At 36.1% G+C, this 21,502-nt stretch carries 20 protein-coding genes and 1 pseudogene; 4 read left to right on the forward strand and 17 right to left on the reverse strand.

Annotated features, from left to right (window positions below; genetic code table 11):
• Nucleotides 1-32: 32 nt before the first annotated feature.
• The 12 genes and pseudogenes from lpxA to NPY00_RS02755 all read right to left on the reverse strand — a co-directional run bounded on the left by lpxA (nt 33) and on the right by NPY00_RS02755 (nt 12,090).
• The gene (lpxA, locus tag NPY00_RS02700; protein WP_269020496.1) at nt 33-830 is read right to left on the reverse strand and encodes an acyl-ACP--UDP-N-acetylglucosamine O-acyltransferase; all 798 of its coding nucleotides are present in this window, start codon (nt 828-830) and stop codon (nt 33-35) included.
• Between the two features lie 22 nt (nt 831-852).
• On the reverse strand, nt 853-1,317 hold the full coding sequence (gene fabZ, locus NPY00_RS02705) for a 3-hydroxyacyl-ACP dehydratase FabZ (protein ID WP_269020498.1): 465 nt from the start codon (nt 1,315-1,317) through the stop codon (nt 853-855).
• Nucleotides 1,314-2,366 (reverse strand): UDP-3-O-(3-hydroxymyristoyl)glucosamine N-acyltransferase, encoded by a 1,053-nt coding sequence (gene lpxD / locus NPY00_RS02710; protein ID WP_269020500.1) that lies wholly within the window; start codon nt 2,364-2,366, stop codon nt 1,314-1,316. The genes fabZ and lpxD overlap by 4 nt, the downstream gene beginning before the upstream one ends.
• A 67-nt stretch (nt 2,367-2,433) precedes the next feature.
• On the reverse strand, nt 2,434-4,830 hold the full coding sequence (bamA, locus tag NPY00_RS02715; protein ID WP_269020501.1) for an outer membrane protein assembly factor BamA: 2,397 nt from the start codon (nt 4,828-4,830) through the stop codon (nt 2,434-2,436).
• Nucleotides 4,831-5,040: 210 nt separating this feature from the next.
• Nucleotides 5,041-6,188, reverse strand: a pseudogene (gene rseP / locus NPY00_RS02720) (RIP metalloprotease RseP).
• 17 nt (nt 6,189-6,205) lie between these two features.
• Nucleotides 6,206-7,021, reverse strand: coding sequence for a phosphatidate cytidylyltransferase (locus NPY00_RS02725; protein ID WP_269020502.1), 816 nt, complete (start codon nt 7,019-7,021; stop codon nt 6,206-6,208).
• Nucleotides 7,022-7,095: 74 nt separating this feature from the next.
• Nucleotides 7,096-7,815 (reverse strand): isoprenyl transferase, encoded by a 720-nt coding sequence (locus tag NPY00_RS02730; protein WP_269020503.1) that lies wholly within the window; start codon nt 7,813-7,815, stop codon nt 7,096-7,098.
• Nucleotides 7,816-7,838: 23 nt separating this feature from the next.
• Entirely contained in the window at nt 7,839-8,399 is a 561-nt protein-coding gene (gene frr, locus NPY00_RS02735) for a ribosome recycling factor (RefSeq protein WP_269020504.1), read from the reverse strand.
• Between the two features lie 33 nt (nt 8,400-8,432).
• A complete protein-coding gene (gene pyrH, locus NPY00_RS02740; RefSeq protein WP_269020506.1) occupies nt 8,433-9,152 on the reverse strand; it encodes a UMP kinase in 720 nt (239 codons plus the stop codon).
• A gap of 167 nt (nt 9,153-9,319) precedes the next feature.
• Nucleotides 9,320-10,243 carry a translation elongation factor Ts gene (gene tsf / locus NPY00_RS02745; protein ID WP_269020507.1) on the reverse strand — a complete coding sequence of 308 codons (924 nt, stop codon included), beginning with the start codon at nt 10,241-10,243 and terminating at the stop codon, nt 9,320-9,322.
• Nucleotides 10,244-10,348: 105 nt separating this feature from the next.
• Nucleotides 10,349-11,155, reverse strand: a complete 807-nt coding sequence (rpsB, locus tag NPY00_RS02750) for a 30S ribosomal protein S2 (protein ID WP_269020509.1) — start codon at nt 11,153-11,155, stop codon at nt 10,349-10,351.
• A 164-nt stretch (nt 11,156-11,319) separates the two neighbouring features.
• The gene (locus tag NPY00_RS02755) at nt 11,320-12,090 is read right to left on the reverse strand and encodes an EipB family protein (protein WP_442864024.1); all 771 of its coding nucleotides are present in this window, start codon (nt 12,088-12,090) and stop codon (nt 11,320-11,322) included.
• Between the two features lie 170 nt (nt 12,091-12,260).
• On the opposite strand from NPY00_RS02755, the gene NPY00_RS02760 reads away from it, so the two are divergent.
• Together NPY00_RS02760 and NPY00_RS02765 are read left to right on the forward strand one after the other, a co-directional pair.
• Complete coding sequence (locus tag NPY00_RS02760) at nt 12,261-12,722, forward strand: RidA family protein (RefSeq protein ID WP_269020514.1); 462 nt, start codon at nt 12,261-12,263, stop codon at nt 12,720-12,722.
• Nucleotides 12,723-12,873: 151 nt separating this feature from the next.
• Entirely contained in the window at nt 12,874-13,296 is a 423-nt protein-coding gene (locus NPY00_RS02765) for an HIT family protein (RefSeq protein ID WP_269020515.1), read from the forward strand.
• Between the two features lie 6 nt (nt 13,297-13,302).
• Here NPY00_RS02765 and clpA read toward each other — a convergent pair whose 3' ends face one another.
• Entirely contained in the window at nt 13,303-15,654 is a 2,352-nt protein-coding gene (gene clpA / locus NPY00_RS02770) for an ATP-dependent Clp protease ATP-binding subunit ClpA (protein WP_269020516.1), read from the reverse strand.
• A 6-nt stretch (nt 15,655-15,660) separates the two neighbouring features.
• Entirely contained in the window at nt 15,661-16,035 is a 375-nt protein-coding gene (gene clpS / locus NPY00_RS02775) for an ATP-dependent Clp protease adapter ClpS (RefSeq protein WP_269020517.1), read from the reverse strand.
• 228 nt (nt 16,036-16,263) lie between these two features.
• Between clpS and NPY00_RS02780 the strand changes: the two genes are divergently transcribed.
• A complete protein-coding gene (locus tag NPY00_RS02780) occupies nt 16,264-17,613 on the forward strand; it encodes a D-alanyl-D-alanine carboxypeptidase (RefSeq protein ID WP_269020518.1) in 1,350 nt (449 codons plus the stop codon).
• A gap of 33 nt (nt 17,614-17,646) precedes the next feature.
• Entirely contained in the window at nt 17,647-17,919 is a 273-nt protein-coding gene (locus NPY00_RS02785) for a hypothetical protein (RefSeq protein ID WP_269020519.1), read from the forward strand.
• A gap of 212 nt (nt 17,920-18,131) precedes the next feature.
• Here the strand turns inward: NPY00_RS02785 and NPY00_RS02790 are convergent, their stop codons facing one another.
• The 3 genes from NPY00_RS02790 to NPY00_RS02800 form a co-directional block, all read right to left on the reverse strand.
• Entirely contained in the window at nt 18,132-19,529 is a 1,398-nt protein-coding gene (locus NPY00_RS02790) for an L-serine ammonia-lyase (RefSeq protein ID WP_269020521.1), read from the reverse strand.
• Between the two features lie 353 nt (nt 19,530-19,882).
• Nucleotides 19,883-20,563, reverse strand: a complete 681-nt coding sequence (locus NPY00_RS02795) for a nitroreductase (RefSeq protein ID WP_269020522.1) — start codon at nt 20,561-20,563, stop codon at nt 19,883-19,885.
• Nucleotides 20,564-21,073: 510 nt separating this feature from the next.
• Nucleotides 21,074-21,460, reverse strand: a complete 387-nt coding sequence (locus NPY00_RS02800) for a MerR family transcriptional regulator (protein ID WP_269020523.1) — start codon at nt 21,458-21,460, stop codon at nt 21,074-21,076.
• Nucleotides 21,461-21,502: the final 42 nt, after the last annotated feature.

Below are 21,502 nucleotides of genomic sequence, written 5' to 3' on the forward strand. Positions count from 1 at the left end.
TTTAATCCTGTTCAAAATTATCGCCTACTTTATTATTCATTTCTAGGAGTGCAGTAACAACGTTTGCCTTCTTCTCGAATAAAATTAATAACGTCCATTACAGATTGAGAACTAGAATAAGAAGAAAAAACATCATTGACACGCTCTTTAAACGGTTTTTTATGATCAAATAGCATGGAAACTGCGTGACGAAGTGCATGAATTTCCTTGTGCTCAAGATCAGAACGTTTCATACCAATAATATTCAATCCAGCAAGTTTTGCTTGTACACCCACTGCAGTTCCATAAGGGATAAGATCACCAACCAATACAGAGACTCCACCAACAAATGCATGATGCCCAACGCGAACAAATTGATGAACAGCAGAACCTCCACCAAGAATAACATAATCACCAATTGTAACATGCCCACCAATCATTGCATTATTTGCAAATGTTACATGATTTCCTACACGACAATCGTGAGCAACATGCGCATAACAAAAAAATTGGCAATTATCGCCAACAATCGTCGTCCCCAAACTTGTATCAGACCCCCTATGCATTGTGACACCTTCTCGTATCAAGCAATTTTCACCAATAACAAGAGTTGTGTCTCCTCCTTTATGTTTATTATTTTGTGGATCTGCACCTAAAACAGCATGTGAGAAGACTTTACTATTGGCACCTAAAGTTGTTTCTCCCATAATGACAATATGACTCATTAAATGACATCCGTCACCGATAACCGCTTTTGAACTAATATGACAAAACGGTCCAATTGATACATTTTCGCCGAGCTGTGCTCCTTTTTCAACAAAAGAAGTTGAATGGATTTTCGTACCGGACATCTCAAAATTCCCATTCTATCATTTATTCTGATTCAACAATCATGGCAGAAACTTCCGCTTCTGCAACACGAATATTATCTACTTCTGCAACACATGAAAAACGTCTAACATTAGATCGCTTTTTTAAGAGCTGAACACGAATCCTAAGCTGATCACCCGGTATAACTGGTTTGCGAAACTTCGCCTTATCAACAGTCATAAGATAAACTAAATTCGATTTTTTATTCTCTAAACTTAAAAGTGAAATTGCTCCTGCTGTTTGCGCCATAGCTTCTAAAATCAAAACGCCTGGCATAACCGGACTTTTCGGGAAATGTCCTGTAAAATGAGGCTCATTAATTGTCACATTTTTAATACCAACAGCTTCTTGATCATCTTTTATTTCAATAATACGATCTATCAGTAAAAATGGATAACGATGTGGTAATATTGACAGCAATTTATGAATATCTACAGACTCTAAACTTTGTGTCTTTGCACTGATCATATTAATGTTTTTCCCTTTTTACTTTTACCAATGTTCCTCAGAATCGCCATTTCACGAAACCACTGTTTAAGTGGACGTGCTGGAAGACCACACCATTTTTCACCATCTGGAATATCATTCATAACGCCACTCCCTGCAGCAATCTGAACAGATTTTCCTATTTGAAGATGATCCGCAATTCCAACGCTTCCACCAAGCTGAGACATATCACCTATAGATGTACTCCCTGCAATTCCACACTGAGCAGCAATAAGGCAATAACGACCAATTTTCACATTATGAGCAATTTGTACTAAATTATCAATTTTGCTCCCTTCACCAATAATTGTATCTTCAAATGTCCCACGGTCAATCGTTGTATTTGCTCCAATTTCTACACCATCTTCAATGATCACGCGACCAAGTTGAGGAATTTTCTCAATACCGTAAACACCAGAGACATAGCCAAAACCATCCTGTCCAACGCAAACACCAGGATAAAGATGAACTCTATTTCCTATTAAAGAGTATTGAACCGTTACTCTAGGAGCAATATAACACTCACGGCCAATACGACAGTTTTCACTGATAACAGCAGTTGACGAAATAAGAGTCCCTGAGCCAATCTCTACATTTTTTCCAATAACAGCTCCTGCTTCAATACAGACATCATGCTCAATCTTGGCAGTCGGATGAATATGCGCGTGAGGTGAGATTTCGTTTTTACCAAACCAGGGGATCGGTTTAACAGAAGAAGGAAATAAAATGCGTCCTATTTGAGCAAAATCACGCTGAGGTGTAGATGTAAGCAAAATTGCCATAGATTTAGGAACTTTTGAAATAAGATCCTGCGTACAAAAAACAGCAACTGCAGAACTTGTTTTTAAAGCATCAGAAAACTTCTGACGCTCTACGAAAACCAAAGATCCTTCCTCAGCATTTTCAACAGAAGAAAGCGTGTTTATAATTGTATTAGAAAACTCTGAATTAAGAAGTTTTGCTCCCGTCAACTCTGCAACATTAGCAACTGTCAATTGCCGGGATGGCATAAAAAAAAATGTACCCGCCATTAAAACACACTTTCTCTCCCAGCTCAATGGATTATTTTCAAAATTTTTCCTCTAGAAAAAACTCAAGTTAAAATTTTGTAGAAATACCAAAATTAAACTTCTGCACACGATCTCCTTCTTGTTTAGTGATTGGCCAAGCATAATCAAAGCGCAATGGTCCCAAAGGTGATTCCCATAACAAACTCGCACCTGCAGACGTACGCCACGCACTGCCAGTATTTGTAACCGGAGCCTCTTCTTCAAGAACAGGTCTATAATTATTACCATAGAGTGTTGCTGCATCCGCAAATAACGCAAAACGAATACCTAAGTTATCTGGCACAACCGGAGCAGGAAACTGCACCTCAGCAGTTGCATGCATATACGTCGTTCCTCCTAAGAAATAGACCTCACCCTTATTAGAGACTTGGCGTGGACCAATACCATTGTATTGGAAACCTCGAATCATATCTGTGTTGTTTTTAAACATGTCGAAAATACGAACACCATCTTTGCCTACTTCATGGATATAACCACCACCAAAAGAAACTAATCCAACAAGATCCATGCGATCAGAAAGCGTCTTATACATAATCGCCTTCCCAGTTGTCTTTAAAAATTTTGCGTTTCCACCAAGTCCTGCATATTCCTGAACAACATGAGCATATAAACCATCATGCGGATTTCGCATATTATCAACAGAATTATAAGTAAAACCATAACTTACTGATGAACGATTCCACGGACTATGTACGGCAGCCTGAACAATAGCACCAGAATACTTCTGATATAGCTCTTTTATAACTTGTTCACTAGTTAAATCATAATCTCCACCAAAATCATACTCTTCTCTTACATAAGAATAAGCCAAATTGGCAGATAAATTAGCATTAATAGGGATCCCAAATCGAAGAGTGCCACCCGTTTGCCGTACATCATATGCTTTATCGGCACGATAAGTATTACGGAAAAGATCAATACCTGAAGAAAGGCGATATCCTAAAAAATAAGGATCAACAAACGACAAACTATAATTTCGAGACTTCTCCTGCCCAGCGCCTAATCCTAAACGAACGTATTGACCACGCCCCCCAAGGTTACGTTCAGTAAGAGACACCTCAAATGACATACCAGAATTCGCGCCACCTGTTGTATATCCACCTGACAAAGAAAGATCTCCTGTTGGAGCTTCGATAACATCGATAACTAAAACCACCTGATCAGATTTATCAGTTGGAATCATCGAAATATTAACAGCTTTGAAAAAACCTAAACTTTCTAATCGACGTTTAGCTCGATGCATCAAAGTTTGATTATAAGCATCACCTTCGCTTAAATCAATTTCACGGCGAATAACACTATCACGTGTCTTTTCATTGCCTCGTATTTCAATTTTTTGCACATAAACACGTGGACCTTGCTCAATATTATAAAGGATCGAAATCGTATGATTTGAAAAATTACGATTTCCTCGTGGATCAACTTTAACAAAGGCATATCCCGAATCAGAGACTTTATTGTTAATAATCGCAACAGATTGCTCAATATGTGCCGCACTATAGATATTACCCGGACGAGTTTTAAGAGTCTTTTTTATTGACTGAAGATCAATCCCATCAATATCGCTTTCAATCTGAACATCGCCAATTGTATAACGCGCACCTTCATCAAGAGTGAAATTAATTTTATAGGCATTACTCGCTTCATCAAAAGTGACTTTAGATGAAACTATTCTAAAATCTGCATAACCACGATTATAATAGAAATGGCGAAGCGCCTCTTCATCAGCTGCCAAACGCTCTTTACTATAAACATCACCACTCATTAATAATGTAACAAGCCCCGAAGGCTTTGTGGAAATCACATCACGTAAACGACGCGATCCAAAAGCATTATTCCCCACAAATGTGATATCAGAAATTTTTGCCTTACGACCTTCAGTAATATTGAAGACGACATTAACACGCCCTCTTCCTAAATTAACCGTTTTAATCGTCACAGAAACATTATTGCGGCCAAGACTCTTATAAACTTCACGAATCGTTTTTATATCAGATGATAATTTAGCAGAACTAAAGGGCTCATTTGGCTTCAAAGAAATAAAACGCTTAAAATCATGATCCTTAAGAGATTTATTTCCTTGAAACAGAATTTTATTAACAATCTCATATTCTTTTACTGCAATAACTAATTTATCTCCTACTTGGTTTACTTTGACATCGTAAAAGAGACCCAATTTAAAAAGATCCTTCACTGCAGCATCAATATCACCACGAGCAATTTTTTTCCCAGCTTTAATACCTATATTATCTCTAATCATTTGTTCATCTACAAGCCGAGCACCACGGACTTCAATAGAACGAATAACGGATGCCTGTGCCTCTTTAACCATCGCAATTGACATAACCACTGCTGTAGGAGCGCTCACAATAATAGATAACACCAACATTGATGCTGCATTAAAAAATTTTGAACTCATAGTCATCGGCTCTTTACCTTATTTTATTTCCCTGGACACGATGCCTCAAAAAGTTAACCGCCATAACAACTTTATTCAGATGAGACTTTCTTTTTCTACCCTCTTAATGACCTATTATAGTACGTAATGCCATAACGTTCTTCGGGTATGGTAAACGACTTTTAATTCGTATTCTCACACTAATATATAATTTACAAAATGTTTTCCATAATTTAATTAGCGAAACCAACAAAAATAATCATTAAATACAGAAAAAATCATAAATATAAAAACAACAAAAAAACCTATATGAAAAATAATCTCTTGAACTTTAGCAGGGACTGGTTTTCCAACAATAGCTTCAATAACGTAAAATAATAAATGCCCGCCATCGAGTGGAGGAAGTGGAAAAAGATTAACAACTCCAATACCAATTGAAAGAAAACCTGTAAAGCTTAACAAAGAAAGAAAACCTGACTCGCTCATTTTCCAAGCAATTTTAATTGTTTTAGAAGGACCACTTAACTGACAACGATCTCCTTGTCCTTTTATTAAACGATTCATAAAAAAAATTGTTTGAGTAACAATAAACACTGCGCGTTCTGATGCTTTTCCTATAGCTTCTCCCAAATTATATCGAATGTGCTTTTCATAGACTGTATCTAAACGCTTAGGATTCTCCGGATCAGTGGGGGCACTTACACCTATCATACCAACATGAACTTTATTCCCAAACACATCATGCTGTTCAACCACTACTGGTGTAATAATTGTATTAAATATTTGTCCCATACGCTCCATTTTAAATTTTATAGGATCTCCACCATGAAAAGTCACGTAAGCGATCAAATCTTCAAAACTTTCAACAGTTTGATCATCCATTTCAATAAAACGATCACCTTGTGTCAAACCAGCCTGCATAGCAGGTGCATTTTTTATCAAAGATCCTACAACAGGCTCCACAATGACACGTCCATAAGAAAAGAAAAAAAATGTAAAAATCACAAGAGTAAAAAGAATATTAAACAAAGGGCCTGCAAAAACAGTTGCCGCTCTTTTCCAAGCATGAGCTTTTGAAAATGAACCGTACAAAATAGACGCTGATTGAGATAAAAACGTACTTGTTCCCTCTTCATATTCAACAAATTTCACATATCCCCCTAAAGGGATAAGCGCTAAACGCCACTGTGTACCACACTTATCTTTATAACTGAATATTTGCGGCCAAATCCCAGTGAAAAAATTTCCGCTCTAATACCGCACCATTGTCCAACCAGATAATGCCCTATTTCATGAACAAAGATGATAATCATAATAACGGAAACAACACTGACTCCCTTTAACAATAAATCACTTACATTGTGTAGATGATTCACAAAATACAACACTCTCTTTCTCTCAATTAAATCATACAGAAAAAACTAAAAGGCGCATTTGTACTCGATAAAAGTGAACCAATTAAATAAAGAAAACAAGAAGCACCAATCAAACCATCCATGCGATCCATAAAACCACCATGACCTGGTAATAAAAAACCCGAATCTTTTACAGAGAATCGTCTTTTAAAGTAGGACTGCCCCAAGTCACTAATTTGTGAAACAATTGATAAAGTGAGAGAAAGTAACAGTATAAAAATATTTGTTGGACTTATATCAAATGCCAAAAAAGCAATTAAAACACCATTAAAAACTCCAACAATACTCCCACCAAGCGCTCCCGACCATGTTTTATTAGGGGAAAATTTCGGTGCTAATTTACGACCACCAAGTGCACGCCCATTAAAATATGCAGCAATATCTGTTCCCCAAACAATCGCAAATAAAAAAATAACAACCCAAAACCCTAAATCCTCATATCCTCTTAAAAAAGATAAAGCGACAACAGGTAAAGACGAGTACAAAAAGCCAAAAGAGATCCAACCAACATTCTTAAATGACACAGCATACAGTAAAAATGCTGAAATGACTAACATACAAAAAAGCAGTAAAGCTGACACAGCTAATATTAAAAATAAACCAAAAAATAAGTAAAATATACCAGCTAATATTTTTTGTAATAAATTCCACTTTTCTTTTGTTATACTAATCCACTCATAAAGAACCAGACCACCAACTCCCCATGTAAAGAAAAAAAATGAAACTCCCCCAACCCACGTAAAATACAAAGCAATAATACCAAAAACAAAAGATGTTAAAACACGAGCAGAAATATTAGACAAAATCATCTCCAGAAACACAAAAATACAGGAGGAAAATATGAAGTAAGTATAAACAAAAAAAATATATTGTAAATTTATTTACATTTATCACACTGACTCAATACACCAAAACGACGCTCTCGAGACCAATAATCAGCGACCGCAACTTCAAGATCTTGTTCATCAAAATCAGGCCAAAAACAAGAAGAAAAATGCAACTCAGAATATGCTGCCTGCCACAAAAGAAAATTAGAGAATCGCTGTTCACCACTTGTTCGAATAATTAAATCAGGATCTGGCATTTGTTTCGTGTCGAGATAATCTGCTAATAAATTATCAGTAATCTGTTCAGGAGATAAAAAACCATCAACAACTAATTGAGCAAGATAACGTGCAGCCCGACTTATCTCATTACGCCCTCCATAACTAAAAGCAACAACAAGATTAAGACCATTATTGTTTCTTGTTGTATTCTCTGCATCAGTAAGTTTTTCTAAAACATCTCCTGGAATACTGGATCGATCGCCAATCACATGAATGCGAACATTTTTATTATGTAATTCTAAAAGATCTCGTTTAAGAAATTTTTTTAATAACTTCATCAAGTGATTCACTTCAGAAGAAGGCCTTGTCCAATTTTCAGATGAAAACGCAAAAACCGTCAACCACTCTAAACCAACTTTTCTCGCATAATATACAATACGGCGAAGCGCATCTATGCCTGCTTTATGTCCTGCTATACGAGGCAATCCGCGTGCACGCGCCCACCGTCCATTCCCATCCATAATAATGGCAATATGGTGCGGATATAACATTTTATTTCCTGACAAAAGCAACCTTAAACTTGCATAATTTCAGATTCTTTAACACTTAAAATTTTATCAATATGTATAATGGTTTCATCTGTGAGGTTTTGGACTTTTTCAGACAGGTTGTGTGCCTCATCCTTACTAATTTCCCCTTCTTTTTCTAATTTTTTTAAATGATCCATTCCGTCACGACGAACATGACGCGTAGCAATACGAGCTTGCTCTGCATATTGATGTGCAATTTTTACTAAATCTTTACGACGCTCTTCATTGAGTTCCGGAAGAGGAATACGTAAATTTGTACCATCCGTAATAGGATTTAAACCGAGACTAGAATCACGAATTGCTCGCTCCACAGCTCCTACCAAAGTTTTATCCCATACAGAAACTGAAAGCATCCGCGGCTCTGGAACAGAAATATTAGCAACCTGACTTATAGGAACAATAGAACCATAAGCCTCTATTGTTAAGGGCTCTAGTAAATTCGTTGATGCTCTTCCAGTCCGTAAACCACCTAACTCATGTTTAAAAGCTGAAACAGCGCCATTCATACGGCGTTTTAGATCATCCATAATCGATATAACACTCATATTTCTGTCTCCTTTAATTACGCCCTAAATATTTTATTCCGATACTATCGTAAATCGTCCTGTTCCATTTAATATTTTAGCAAGACCACCTTTTTCATGAATAGAATAAACGATAATAGGAACATTATTTTCACGCGCCAAAGTTACCGCCGTCGTATCCATAATAGACAATCCCTTTTGCAAAATTTCAACATGCGTTAATTGATCAAAACGCTGCGCTGTAGGATCTGTTTTTGGATCTGCAGAGTAAATACCATCTACTTGAGTTCCTTTTAATAAAACATCTGCACCAATCTCTGCTGCGCGTAAAGTAGCTGCAGAATCAGTGGTAAAAAATGGATTCCCTGTACCACCAGCAAAAATAACAACCTTCCCTTGATTCATATAGCTTATCGCTTTACGTTGCGAAAAACTTTCACAAATTTGCGGCATAGAAATCGCAGATAACACGACTGTTTCAATGCCCAATTTCATCAATGAAGTACGCAACGCTAAAGAATTAATTGCTGTTGCAAGCATCCCCATATGATCACCGGTTATGCGATCTCCTCCACGCGAAGCAACAGCAACGCCACGAAAAATATTACCTCCTCCAATAACAACAGCAACTTCTACGCCCATTTCGCGTACTTCAGAAATATCGGCAGCAATACGGTCAACGACAGCAACATCAATTCCAAAACTTTGCTCTCCCATAAGTGCCTCACCAGACACTTTTAACAAGATACGTTTATATTGAAAAGCTAATGCCATTTATAATCTCCAAGAGAACATATCTTCTTTTCCTCTCGATACACCAAAGGCATCACCTTTGTCACGCGATGCCTTTAAAATTAGTCATATTTTTTCACATCAGTAGTACAACTTAAAAATTTTGTAATATAATTCACAAAATAGTCGGTTCCTCACTATGTCTATAATTAATTCTTCGCAGCGGCAGCTACTTCTGCTGCAAAATCAGCCTCTTCCTTCTCTACACCTTCACCCAACGCAAAACGAATAAAACCAGATATTTTTGCCGGTGCACCAATCGACTTTTCAGCTTCCTTCAAAGCAGCCTCAACAGTAACATCAGGATTCATAACAAAGGCTTGAGAAAGTAAAACAACTTCTTCGTAAAATTTACGAAGGCGTCCTTCCACCATTTTTTCAATAATATTCTCAGGTTTTCCAGATTGACGTGCTTGATCAGAGAAAATTGCTTTTTCACGCTCAACAGCACTGGCATCAACATCCTTTTCAGTCAATGCCAATGGACTGGTCGCAGCGACATGCATTGCAACTTGACGCCCAAAAGCAACAGCTGCTTCCTTATCTCCTGCCGTTTCAATTGCAACCAGAACTCCAAGCTTACCAAGACCGTCAGCTACACCATTATGAATATAAGTAGCGACAACACCATCCTGAACAGATAACTTAGCAGTGCGACGCAACGTCATATTTTCCCCAATTGTACCAATCGCATCTTTAATCGTTTCTTCCACAGTCTTCTCAGAAGACGGATAAATGGATGCAAAAACAGATTCAAGACAATCATCTGCATCCAGAGCAACGGTTGCTACATTGCGTACAATTTCTTGGAACTTATCGTTACGAGCTACAAAATCTGTCTCAGAATTCACCTCAACCAAAACAGCACTTAAATCACTTGACGCAACTCCAATTAACCCTTCAGCTGCTGTACGCCCAGCTTTCTTATCAGCTTTAGCAATTCCATTTTTACGAAGCCAGTCAACTGCAGCCTCCATATCACCATTTGTTTCTGAAAGAGCAGCCTTACAATCCATCATACCAGCGCCCGATATTTCCCGAAGTTCTTTTACTTGTGCAGCAGTAATGCTCATATTTGCCTCTTTGTCGTATAATAATGAAAGCGTGCAAGAATGACCCGTGCACGCTCATAACCTTTTCTCTAGAAAACAAGTGCCCTCATTGGCATACTCGAATCACTATTCAGAAACCGAAACAACATCTTCTGAAACAGACTCTTCAGAAACATCTATCTTCTCCAAAACAGGTTCTGAAAGAACATCATCCTTAGCTCCCAGATCAACACCCATAGCACCTTGCTGACGAGCAATACCGTCAAGAGCCGCACGAGCAACCAAATCACAATAAAGAGAAATAGCGCGTGAAGCGTCATCATTGCCTGGAATCGGATGATCAATATCATCAGGATCACAGTTAGTATCAATAACAGCAATAACAGGAATGCCTAAACGCTTTGCCTCCTGAATAGCAATACTTTCCTTATTCGTATCAATGATAAACATAAGATCTGGAACAGACCCCATATCTTTAATACCACCAAGTGCACGATTAAGCTTTTCACGATCACGTTCAAGATTTAAGCGTTCTTTCTTAGTAAAACCTTGCGCCTCAGCAGCAAGAATTTTATCAAGCTTACGTAAACGATGGATTGAATTAGAAATCGTTTTCCAATTCGTTAACATGCCGCCAAGCCAACGTGCATTAACATAATATTGCGCAGAACGAACAGCCGCGTCAGCAATAATATCAGACGCCTGCCGTTTAGTGCCAACAAATAAAACACGACCACCACGTGCAACAGTATCCGATACAAGCTTAAGTGCTTGATGAAGAAGTGGAACAGTCTGAGTAAGATCTATAATATGAATATTACTGCGATGACCATAAATATATGGAGCCATCTTTGGATTCCAGCGATGTGTCTGGTGACCAAAATGGACACCTGCTTCTAACAGCTGGCGCATAGTAAAATCTGGTAGTGCCATAATTCTATCCTTTCCGGTTTAACCTCCGCGAAACAAAAGCGACAAAAAACCGCTACCGGCGGACATTTGCTCAATTTTTCTGGCAAACACCCAAATTTCGCGTGTGGAATAACACTCACCATACTAACATTTGATTTTTTTGCAAGTTATTTTCTGCATATTACTTAATGTTTGCAATTCTCAATATTTTCATCAAAACTAAGAAACTCAAGAGTATTGAGTTTCGCATAAATTGAAATATTTCCATAATCTAAGAGAACATCACGCATCACACCATTTTCATACAGAAGAAAACTCATGCGGTTAACAGGAAGACTGTCTTTATTATTTACATCTTCAAAATAAGAAATTGTAATAGGCCAATACTCTTTTGTATTTAACTGTCTAAATTTTTCGTTTTCATCAAATATTTGATCTTTCTTATCTCCAATGATGACACTTTCTCTCATAACTCGATTTGCATGACCGGTTCCATCAAACATAACTGCTTCATAAAAATGATGACCTGCTTTCGCATGCTGAATAATGCCTTTCAGCTGCATAATGGGAAAATCAGCTTTCTCAAGCTTATGTATATTATTTGTTGGTTTTTTTAATTTAACTATAATTCCATCGTTAATACGCTCTGCTTTTCCTTCAATAATACGAGAAACCGTTTGTTTAACTTTCTCTGTTGCATTCAATTGAAATTGAAGGCTATCAGCCGTTTCGTAGTGCATCATTTGATGATCGATTAAACGCACCGGCATATTCTCAACGTACATACGACTAACAAAACGAAAACGCGTCGTATACCCTTGACACTCCGAACCTATAAGCTCATAAACCATGCGCCCAGATACCCCCAACACTACAGTTCCATCAGAAGCATTATCAAGCTTAAGATCATAAATTGCTCGATGGGGAACAATAAAAACAGACTCTTCTGCGCTCATAGAATACAGACAAACAAAATATAAAATCACGAAAAATAATAAGATTTTTCTCAACATCTTTTTTCTTACTCTAATGCTCACAACCGTTAGAGAAAAGATAAAAAACAAAAAGACTTGTACTTTAACTAACTGTATGAAAGAGATATTTAAAATAACTATGGAGTTAAAATATGACCAATTCAATCGAAAATCGCCTAACAAAACTTGGCATTAGCATTCCTGAAGCAACACAACCCGTCGCAAATTATATAACTACCTCACAAAATGGTCATCAGCTCTTTATTTCTGGACAGCTTCCACTCTCCAACGGAAAACTTGTAGCGATCGGAAAAGTTGGAGCTACTGTCAACATTGAGCAAGCAAAACAATCAGCAGAAATATGTGCAATCAATATTCTGGCACAAATAAAAACAGCTCTTGGTGATTTAAGTAAAATAAAACGAATAACCAAAATTAACGTTTTTGTTGCTGTAGATCCTAACTTTACAGATATTCCTCTTGTTGCCAATGGCGCTTCTGATTTATTCGTTAATATCCTCGGAGAAACTGGAAAACACGCTCGTTCTGCTGTTGGTGTCGCAAGTCTTCCAATGAATGCACCTGTAGAAATTGAAGCGATAATAGAAGTGTAATTTCTAACAGACATCAAACATTGATACAAAGAAAAAATGCATGCTATAAAATTTATATTTTGCAAACGTATGATGAAAACAATATCTTAAAATTAAATATTGTATAAACGAACTATTTTCTTAAAAAAGCATCGTAAAAAGGAAATATTTTATGAAACAAGCTTATGATAAAGATAATATTTTTGCAAAAATAATTCGCAATGAAATTCCTTCTGTTCGTGTTTATGAAGATGATGATGTTATTGCATTTATGGATATTATGCCGCAGGCGCCAGGTCACACACTGGTTATACCTCGAAAAGGTTCTAGAAATATACTTGATGCAGATACTGAAATATTGTTTCCAGTGATTAAAGTCGTTCAAAAAATTGCAAATGCTGTCAAAAAAGCTTTTCAAGCAGACGGCGTAACCATTATGCAATTTAATGAAGCTGCAAGCAATCAGACCGTTTATCATCTTCATTTTCATGTTATACCACGTATGGAAGGAGTAGAACTTGCTCTCCATAATGCAGTCATAACATCAACAGAAACACTTGAAGAACATGCAAAAAAAATTCAAGAATTTCTTTAAAATACTCTAAATTATAGAGTCTTTTTTCTTCATCTGTTTTTTGATAAAGTTATTTTTTCTATTGTTTTTTGAATGAACAGACATTTTAGAAGATGAAATTTCTAACTGTAACTGCTCTTTCCCACCATCAGACTTACGTGTTAATACATGAACTATTCCGCCATTGCGTAACTTTCCAAATAGAATTTCATCAGCTAATGGTTTTTTAATATGTTCTTGGATAACACGGCTTAATGGACGCGCTCCCATATGAGAATCATATCCTTTATCGGCAAGCCATGATATAGCAGAGGGACTTAATTCAAAAGTAACTGCTTTATTAATTAATTGCGCTTCAAGCTGAAAAATAAATTTCTGAACAATTTGATTAATAACGAACCGAGACAAGGGTGAAAATGGAATAATAGCATCTAATCTATTACGAAATTCAGGTGTAAATAATCGATTAATCGCTTCGACATCATCACTATCGCGAGATATCTTACCAAATCCAATAGCCGATTTTGCCATATCTGAAGCACCAGCATTGGTTGTCATTATTAAAATAATATTACGAAAATCAATTTTCTTGCCATTATGATCTGTTAACTGACCATAATCCATCACTTGCAATAAAATATTAAATAATTCTGGATGAGCTTTTTCAATTTCATCTAATAATAAAACAGCATAAGGATTTTGATCAACTGAATCCGTAAGAAGCCCCCCTTGATCAAACCCTACATAACCTGGAGGCGTTCCTATTAAACGCGCAACGGCATGCTTCTCCATATATTCTGACATGTCAAAACGTAATAGCTCAACTCCTAAAGAAAGCGCTAATTGTTTTGCAATTTCAGTTTTTCCGACACCTGTTGGTCCTGAAAACAAATAACTCCCAATAGGTTTTTCTGACTCTCGCAATCCTGCTCGCGCTAATTTAATTGATGAGACTAATGCTGCTATTGCCTGATCTTGTCCATAAACAACATGCTTAAGTTCTGTTTCAAGATTACCAAGTATTTTTTGGTCATTCTTAGAAAGAGATTTAGACGGTATTTTTGCCATAACCGCAACAGTCGCTTCAATTTCCTTAACACCTATATTCTTTTTTCGCTGTTTTTTTGGTAAAAGCATTTGAGCTGCGCCACTTTCATCAACAACATCAATGGCTTTATCCGGTAATCGGCGATCAGCCATATAACGTGAAGATAACTCTACAGATGCCTTTATCGCTTCATCCGTATACTTAACCTGATGAAAATCCTCCAAATAAGGTTTGAGTCCTTTCAAGATTTTAATTGCATCAGAAACAGATGGTTCATGAATATCTATTTTTTGAAAACGACGTTCTAAAGCTTTATCTTGTTCGAAAATTTTGCGATATTCTTTATAAGTCGTTGAACCAATACACCGAATAGTTCCTGAAGATAATGCAGGTTTTAAAAGATTTGCTGCATCCATATTTCCACCAGATGTCGCACCCGCTCCAACCAATGTATGGATTTCATCAATAAATAAAATAGCATTAGGATTCTGTTCAAATTCTTTAACGACTTGTTTCAATCGTTCTTCAAAATCACCGCGATAACGCGTTCCTGCAACAATTCCTCCTAGGTCAAGAGAAAATATCTTTACATTAGATAAAACTTCTGGCACTTGACCATCAACAATGAGCTTAGCCAAACCTTCAATGATAGCCGTTTTCCCAACACCAGGATCACCAACTAAAAGTGGATTGTTTTTTGATCTCCGACATAAAATTTGTATCATTCGCGCAATTTCTAATTCTCGGCCAATTAATACATCAATTTTTCCATTACGCGCTTTATCATTCAAATCAACACAGTAAGTAGCAAGCGTATTCGTTAATTTTTCTTCATTATTTGAAGTCTGCTGATCAAATTGTTCTTCAATATCTTCAAGCAACAAAGACAATCCATCTTCACGTACAACACCATGTGAAATGAAACGCAAAGCATCATAGCGCGTCATTCCCATTTCTTGCAGAAAATATGCAGCATAACTTTCACGTTCAGAAAAAATCGCGATGAGAATATTAGCTCCTGACACTTCATCTTTTCCAGCTGATTGAGCTTGAATCACTGCACGCTGAACGACACGCTGAAAAAACGCCGTTGGCTTTGTATCTTCATCAGTTTTAATCTGTGCATCCAATTCTGATTGGATGTAATTGTTTAATTTCTCTCGCAACCCTTCTAAATCTACTTGGCAAGCGCGAATAACTGAACTTGCATCAACATCATCCAGCAGAGCAAGCAAAAGATGCTCTAATGTTGCATACTCATGCTGCGCTTGAGTAGCTATTGTTAATGCACGGTGCAAAACTTCTTCAAGGCTAGGTGTAAAAGATGGCATAATTTCTCACTTTTGCTCCATTACACATTGTAACGGATGTTCATTTTGACGTGCGCACTCCATAACTTGTATAACTTTCATTTCAGCTACTTCGTAAGTATAACTACCGCATTCTCCAACCCCATTCTGATGAACTTTTAACATTATACGGGTTGCTTCTTCATAATTTTTTTTAAAAAAACTTTTTAAAACAAAAATAACAAAATCCATTGGTGTATAATCATCATTAAGTAACAGAACGCGATATAACTTAGGTTTTTGAAGTTTTAAATTTAATTTTGGCATGATAACAGTATCATCTCTATCATCATTCCAATTTTTACTTTTTTTATCATGCATAACACAGAATGTAAGATTTATAATGAATTTTTGCATCACCATAACTTTCCATATAGAATACTATATTAATCTTAAATTCTTTCATTACCATTGCAATACTCAATTATATATGAAATATGAAAGTTTTCCCTATGCTTAAATTAAATTCAATGCAGCAATCCAAAAACTTATTTTTATAAACAAATTAGTAACACCATTCGCTTAAACTGTATAAATAACAGCAAAAAGAAGTCTTGACAAAATTTTTTCGGTGTAAATAGGATATCGTAAGTGTGTATTAACTACAAAAAAATTATGCATTACTATAAAAAAGTAGCAATTACCTTTATTGCATTCGCTATTTCTTGTTCTGGAGCAATCGCTATCCCTAAAGGAATGTATCCTGGTAAATATGCAGCTATCGTTATAGATGCAAATACAGGGAAAACGTTATTTCAAGCCAATGCAAATATGAAACGCTACCCAGCTTCTTTAACAAAAATGATGTCACTATACCTTCTTTTTGAAGCTATGGAAACACGACGTGTAACACCAAATATGCCTATTCCTATCTCAAAATATGCAGCAACACGTCCTCCAACAAAAATGGGTCTTAAAGCGGGTCAAACAATTCCCGTAGAAGCAGCTGCTAAAGCTCTAATCACCAAATCAGCAAATGATATTGCAACTGCTATCGGCGAATATCTTGGAGGCACTGAAAAAAAATTCGCGAGAATGATGACAAAAAAAGCTCGCCAACTTGGCATGATGAATACACATTTTGCAAACGCTTCGGGTCTTCCAGATGTCCGAAATTATTCTACAGCGCACGATATGGCCATTCTAGCGCTAGCTCTACGCAAAGATTTTCCAAAACAATATAAACTATTTAAAACAACAAGCTTTACTTTTCGCGGAAGGACAATTAACAGCCACAATAGATTAGTCAAAACAATAAAAGGTGTTGATGGAATTAAAACAGGATATACACAAATGTCAGGTTCTAATTTAGCAACATCAATGCGTATTGAAGGACGCTCCATTGTTGCTGTCGTCATGGGAGGAAAATCATCTACACAACGTGACACTCATATGGCCAATTTATTAAATCAGTATTTTCTAAAAGCTCGTCAGATAAAAGCTAATGAGCATTTAGTTGCTTCTGCTCGCTACAAATTCCCCAATACTGCATCTATTCCTATACCTGTTGCTAAAGCAGATCTAACCAATGTTGATGATGAAATTTCAACTCTTTTAACTGCACTTGCAGAACAACCTAATGATTCCAATACTGCAATAGCTGCGGTTAACCAAGCAATTATACCGACTCCCAACCCTCAGAGAACGACATCTGCTGAAATTGGTAGGGTTATTCCTGCTTCTTTATCAACTAGCGGCAAATGGGCCATCCAAATTGGTTCTCTTCCCAGCAAAAAACAAGCAGAGTCTTTGACTTTAAAAGCAAAAAATGCAGCAAAATTAGCTTTAAAACATGTATCTTCACATATACAATTCTTCGAAAAAAATAAACATCACTATTATCGCGCACGTTTTGTTGGTTTCCAATCGAAAAAAGCTGCACTCAACGCTTGTTCTAGTTTAAAGAAAACAAAATTTAACTGCTATATTGTAGCATATTAGAAGTTTTCGAATTCTGTATTAAGGATAGCAACTATGAAACATAATGCTACTGCTCCAGAAAAAGAAAAATTATTAAAGCAGTCGTTCATCTTCTCATTGCGTTCTCTTCACAATGCAGCAATAAAACTCGCTCATTTAAAAAATGCTCCAATCAAGCTAAATACACATTCTTTTGTTAGTCTTCTTATCTGTCAAACAAATCGAAACCGTCGTTTAGCTAATCCTCCCGTGCGTATTCACTTACGTGTTGCAAGCCAAAATGGAAATGTCCCCGTAAAAATTCGTTTAGGAGCAACAAATATCTAAACGCGTGTTATTAAAACCCAGCCACTTTTTTGTGGTTCTTTTTGCATTTCTATTCAAAATATTGGCACCAGTTAACTAATACAAAACTATATTTTCACGCTTCTTAATAACACAATAAATAATACCCTATCCGAAATAGATTGTACTATTTGCTTAAACTAACACACATCGTGCTAATATTACTCAATTTATTTTCTCAGCTTATCTTTGCGTTAACAAGATACAACATTAAGTGCAAGACCGGCTTTACTTGTTTCTTTGTAGCGTTCACTCATATCATGCCCCGTTTGACGCATTGTTTCAATACAAGCATCAAGAGAAACAAAATGACTTCCATTCCCATGCAGTGCAAGAGAAGAAGCCGTTACAGCCTTAACAGCGCCCATTGCATTACGTTCAATACAAGGAATCTGAACAAGACCTGAAACCGGATCACATGTCATGCCTAAATGATGTTCAAGAGCAATCTCAGCAGCATTTTCAATTTGAGATGGTGTCCCCCCTAACGCTGCTGTTAATCCTGCAGCAGCCATTGCAGATGCTGATCCAACCTCACCCTGACAGCCAACTTCAGCACCAGAAATCGACGCATTATGTTTAATAACACCACCAATAGCTGCAGCTGTTAATAAAAAATTATGTATCCCTTCTCTATCTGATCCATCATTAAATTGGATATAATAACGTAAAACAGCGGGAACAACGCCAGCGGCACCATTTGTAGGTGCCGTAACAACACGACCACCAGAAGCGTTCTCTTCATTGACAGCAATAGCGTATACAGAAAGCCAATCATTTGCTAAAAATGGATGATTATGATTTTTTTTACAATCTTCCAGAAGTTTGTTATACAATTTTTTAGCACGTCTTAAAACACGCAACCCTCCTGGTAATTCACCTTCTTGTGAAAGTCCTCTGTCAATACAATTTGTCATGGCTGAAAAAATATCATCAAGACCAGTGTTAAGAACAGAGCGTTCCATCTTTGTTTCTTCATTAATACGCTTCATTTCAGCGATTGAAAGACCTGATTCTTCCGCCATTGAAAGCATCTTACTTGCAGAATCAAAGGGATATGGCACTGTAGATATTTCTAGTTTTTCATTATCATTCATGCGGCTCAATTCATCCTCGGTCACCACAAAACCACCACCGATAGAATAATAAACCTGTCGTAATAAAACATTTTTATGAATATCTAACGCTTCAAAGGCAAGACCATTGGCGTGTCCTGACAAAACTTCTTTTCGTTCAAAAATAATATCATTCTGAGGGTCAAACTGATAAGCTGGATGACCTTCTGGTTGCACTTTTTTGTCACGTTGAACTTTTTCTAACAATCCTTCCATGTGATCAGGATTCACAGTAGAAGCTTTTTCACCCAAAAGACCTAATATAACAGCTCTATCTGTAGCATGACCAACTCCTGTAAAAGCCAAAGAACCATGGAGATACACACGGATATGAGCAATTCTAATACGAGATAAAGAAGAAGAATTCTGCGCAGAAATTTTCTGTAAAAACATATTGGCAGCTGTCATAGGTCCCATTGTATGTGAACTAGAAGGACCAATACCAATTTTAAAAAGCTCAAAAACAGATAAAAACACAAATCACCTCAAAACTAAATATCAATCGCAAATATTAGCTTTTTCTTATTCTATTTTTAATTTAAAATTAGAAACTATTATAGAGTCAGCTAAAAAATGACAACAATAATATATACGCACGCTGCCCATCTTACCTTTTGCTCTAAAAATCTCTTCCTATAGTGTTTTCCATCCTCATTTTTTAAAGAACCAACAAGAATGAAAAACAACATATGTATTCAAATATAGAATGTCTAATAAAACAAACGCTCAGCTACAATATCAATATTAAATTTAAATATAGATTTTCACTAAATAAATTTTATAATATTTTGAATTTTAAAGTAACAATGCACTAAAATATTTCCGTCATATTACTCAATAAAACGCACAAAATTTTCGATTGGTTCACGTTCAGTTGCAAAATTGTTTTCTGGAGCACTTACATCACGATAACCAAGAGCCATACCACAAATAATCTGCCGATCAGAAGGTATGGATAAAAGTTCACAAATTCTTTCGTGATAATCAGCAAAAGAAGCCTGAGGACACGTATCTAATCCAAATCCACGTGCCGCTAACATAATATTTTGCATAAACATCCCTAAATCAAGCCAGCTGCCAATTTCCATATCACGATCCATTGTAAACAAAAGACCAACAGGTGCATCATAAAATGAAAAATTACGTGCCTTTTGTCGAATCATCTTATCCGTTTCGCCTTTCTCAATGCCAAGACTTTTATAAAGAGCAACTCCTATTTTTTTACGTCGAGAAAGATAAGGTTCACGCCATTGGTGCGGATAATAACAATATTCACGCTTTCCTTCTACACCTGATAAGGAAAGTTGTGTCAGCTCCTGTCCTATTTTCCGTAATGCTTCTCCTGTCAGAACTACAACTTGCCAAGGTTGAATATTTGTTCCAGATGGTGCTCGTGCTGCAAGTTTCAAAATTTCTGCAATTTTTTCTTTTTCAACCAGCTGATCAGTAAAAGCTCGAATTGACTTTCGTGATAAAATAGACTGAAAAACATCGGTAGTGGAATCTGACATCGCGGTTACTTCCCCTTCATAATAAAGTGAATTTGCATATTATCATTTTTTCAGTAATTCTTTTACAATCAAGTAACAGAAATAAAAAATATTTAGCAAGTTCAAATGCAATACATTCAACTTAAAAATATGATATTTTTATCGTGGAAATAACCTTCTATTTTCTTTAAGAATATTATTTATCTCCATCGTGTAATACTGTAAAAATCTCTCTATTTTAGCATTATTAATGCATGTTATTTTAATATACGAAACTTTCTATAGACACGCTAAACTGATTTAATCAACAACAAAACTTCATACTCATTTAATGAATATTTTCAATGTATTCGAAATAAATCTATTATTTACTTGACCTAAACAGAAACCTTATTTTTTTAAATTCATTTATCATATTTTTTCAGAAAAAAGTAATATCCGATGAGAAATCTATCTTAAATATTCATTAAAAACTCTCTGTAATGAAAACATAATCACAAAAAAAGAAAAAGCATTAAGTAGATTTTAAAATCAGTGTTTTACCCTTAACTCAGCTAAATTTTCAAAAAAAATTTCTTCAACACGTTCTAGATCATGCAATAAATCGTCAATATCACGCTGCATTTGTTGTAAATCAAAACGCTTTTTATTAATTCTTGCAATTAATTCTTTTAATTTGCTTTCATCACCGAGAGCTTTCTCAATCATTACCAACATACCAGATATTTCAGACAAAGAAAAATTAACCCTTTTAGCACGCAATATTTGTTTTAATTTATGACGATCCGTTTGCGTATAAAGACGTGTAGATCCACGTCGAAAAGGTACAAGAAGCCCTTCTTCTTCATAATACCGTAAAGTTCGAGCTGTTATTGAAAATTCTCGTGTCAATTCACTAATTGTATAATATCTGCACATTTTATCATTTTATTTTAATATATTACACTGTGATCAAAATTT

The organism is Bartonella sp. F02 (genome assembly GCF_026929975.1).
Taxonomy (GTDB): domain Bacteria; phylum Pseudomonadota; class Alphaproteobacteria; order Rhizobiales; family Rhizobiaceae; genus Bartonella.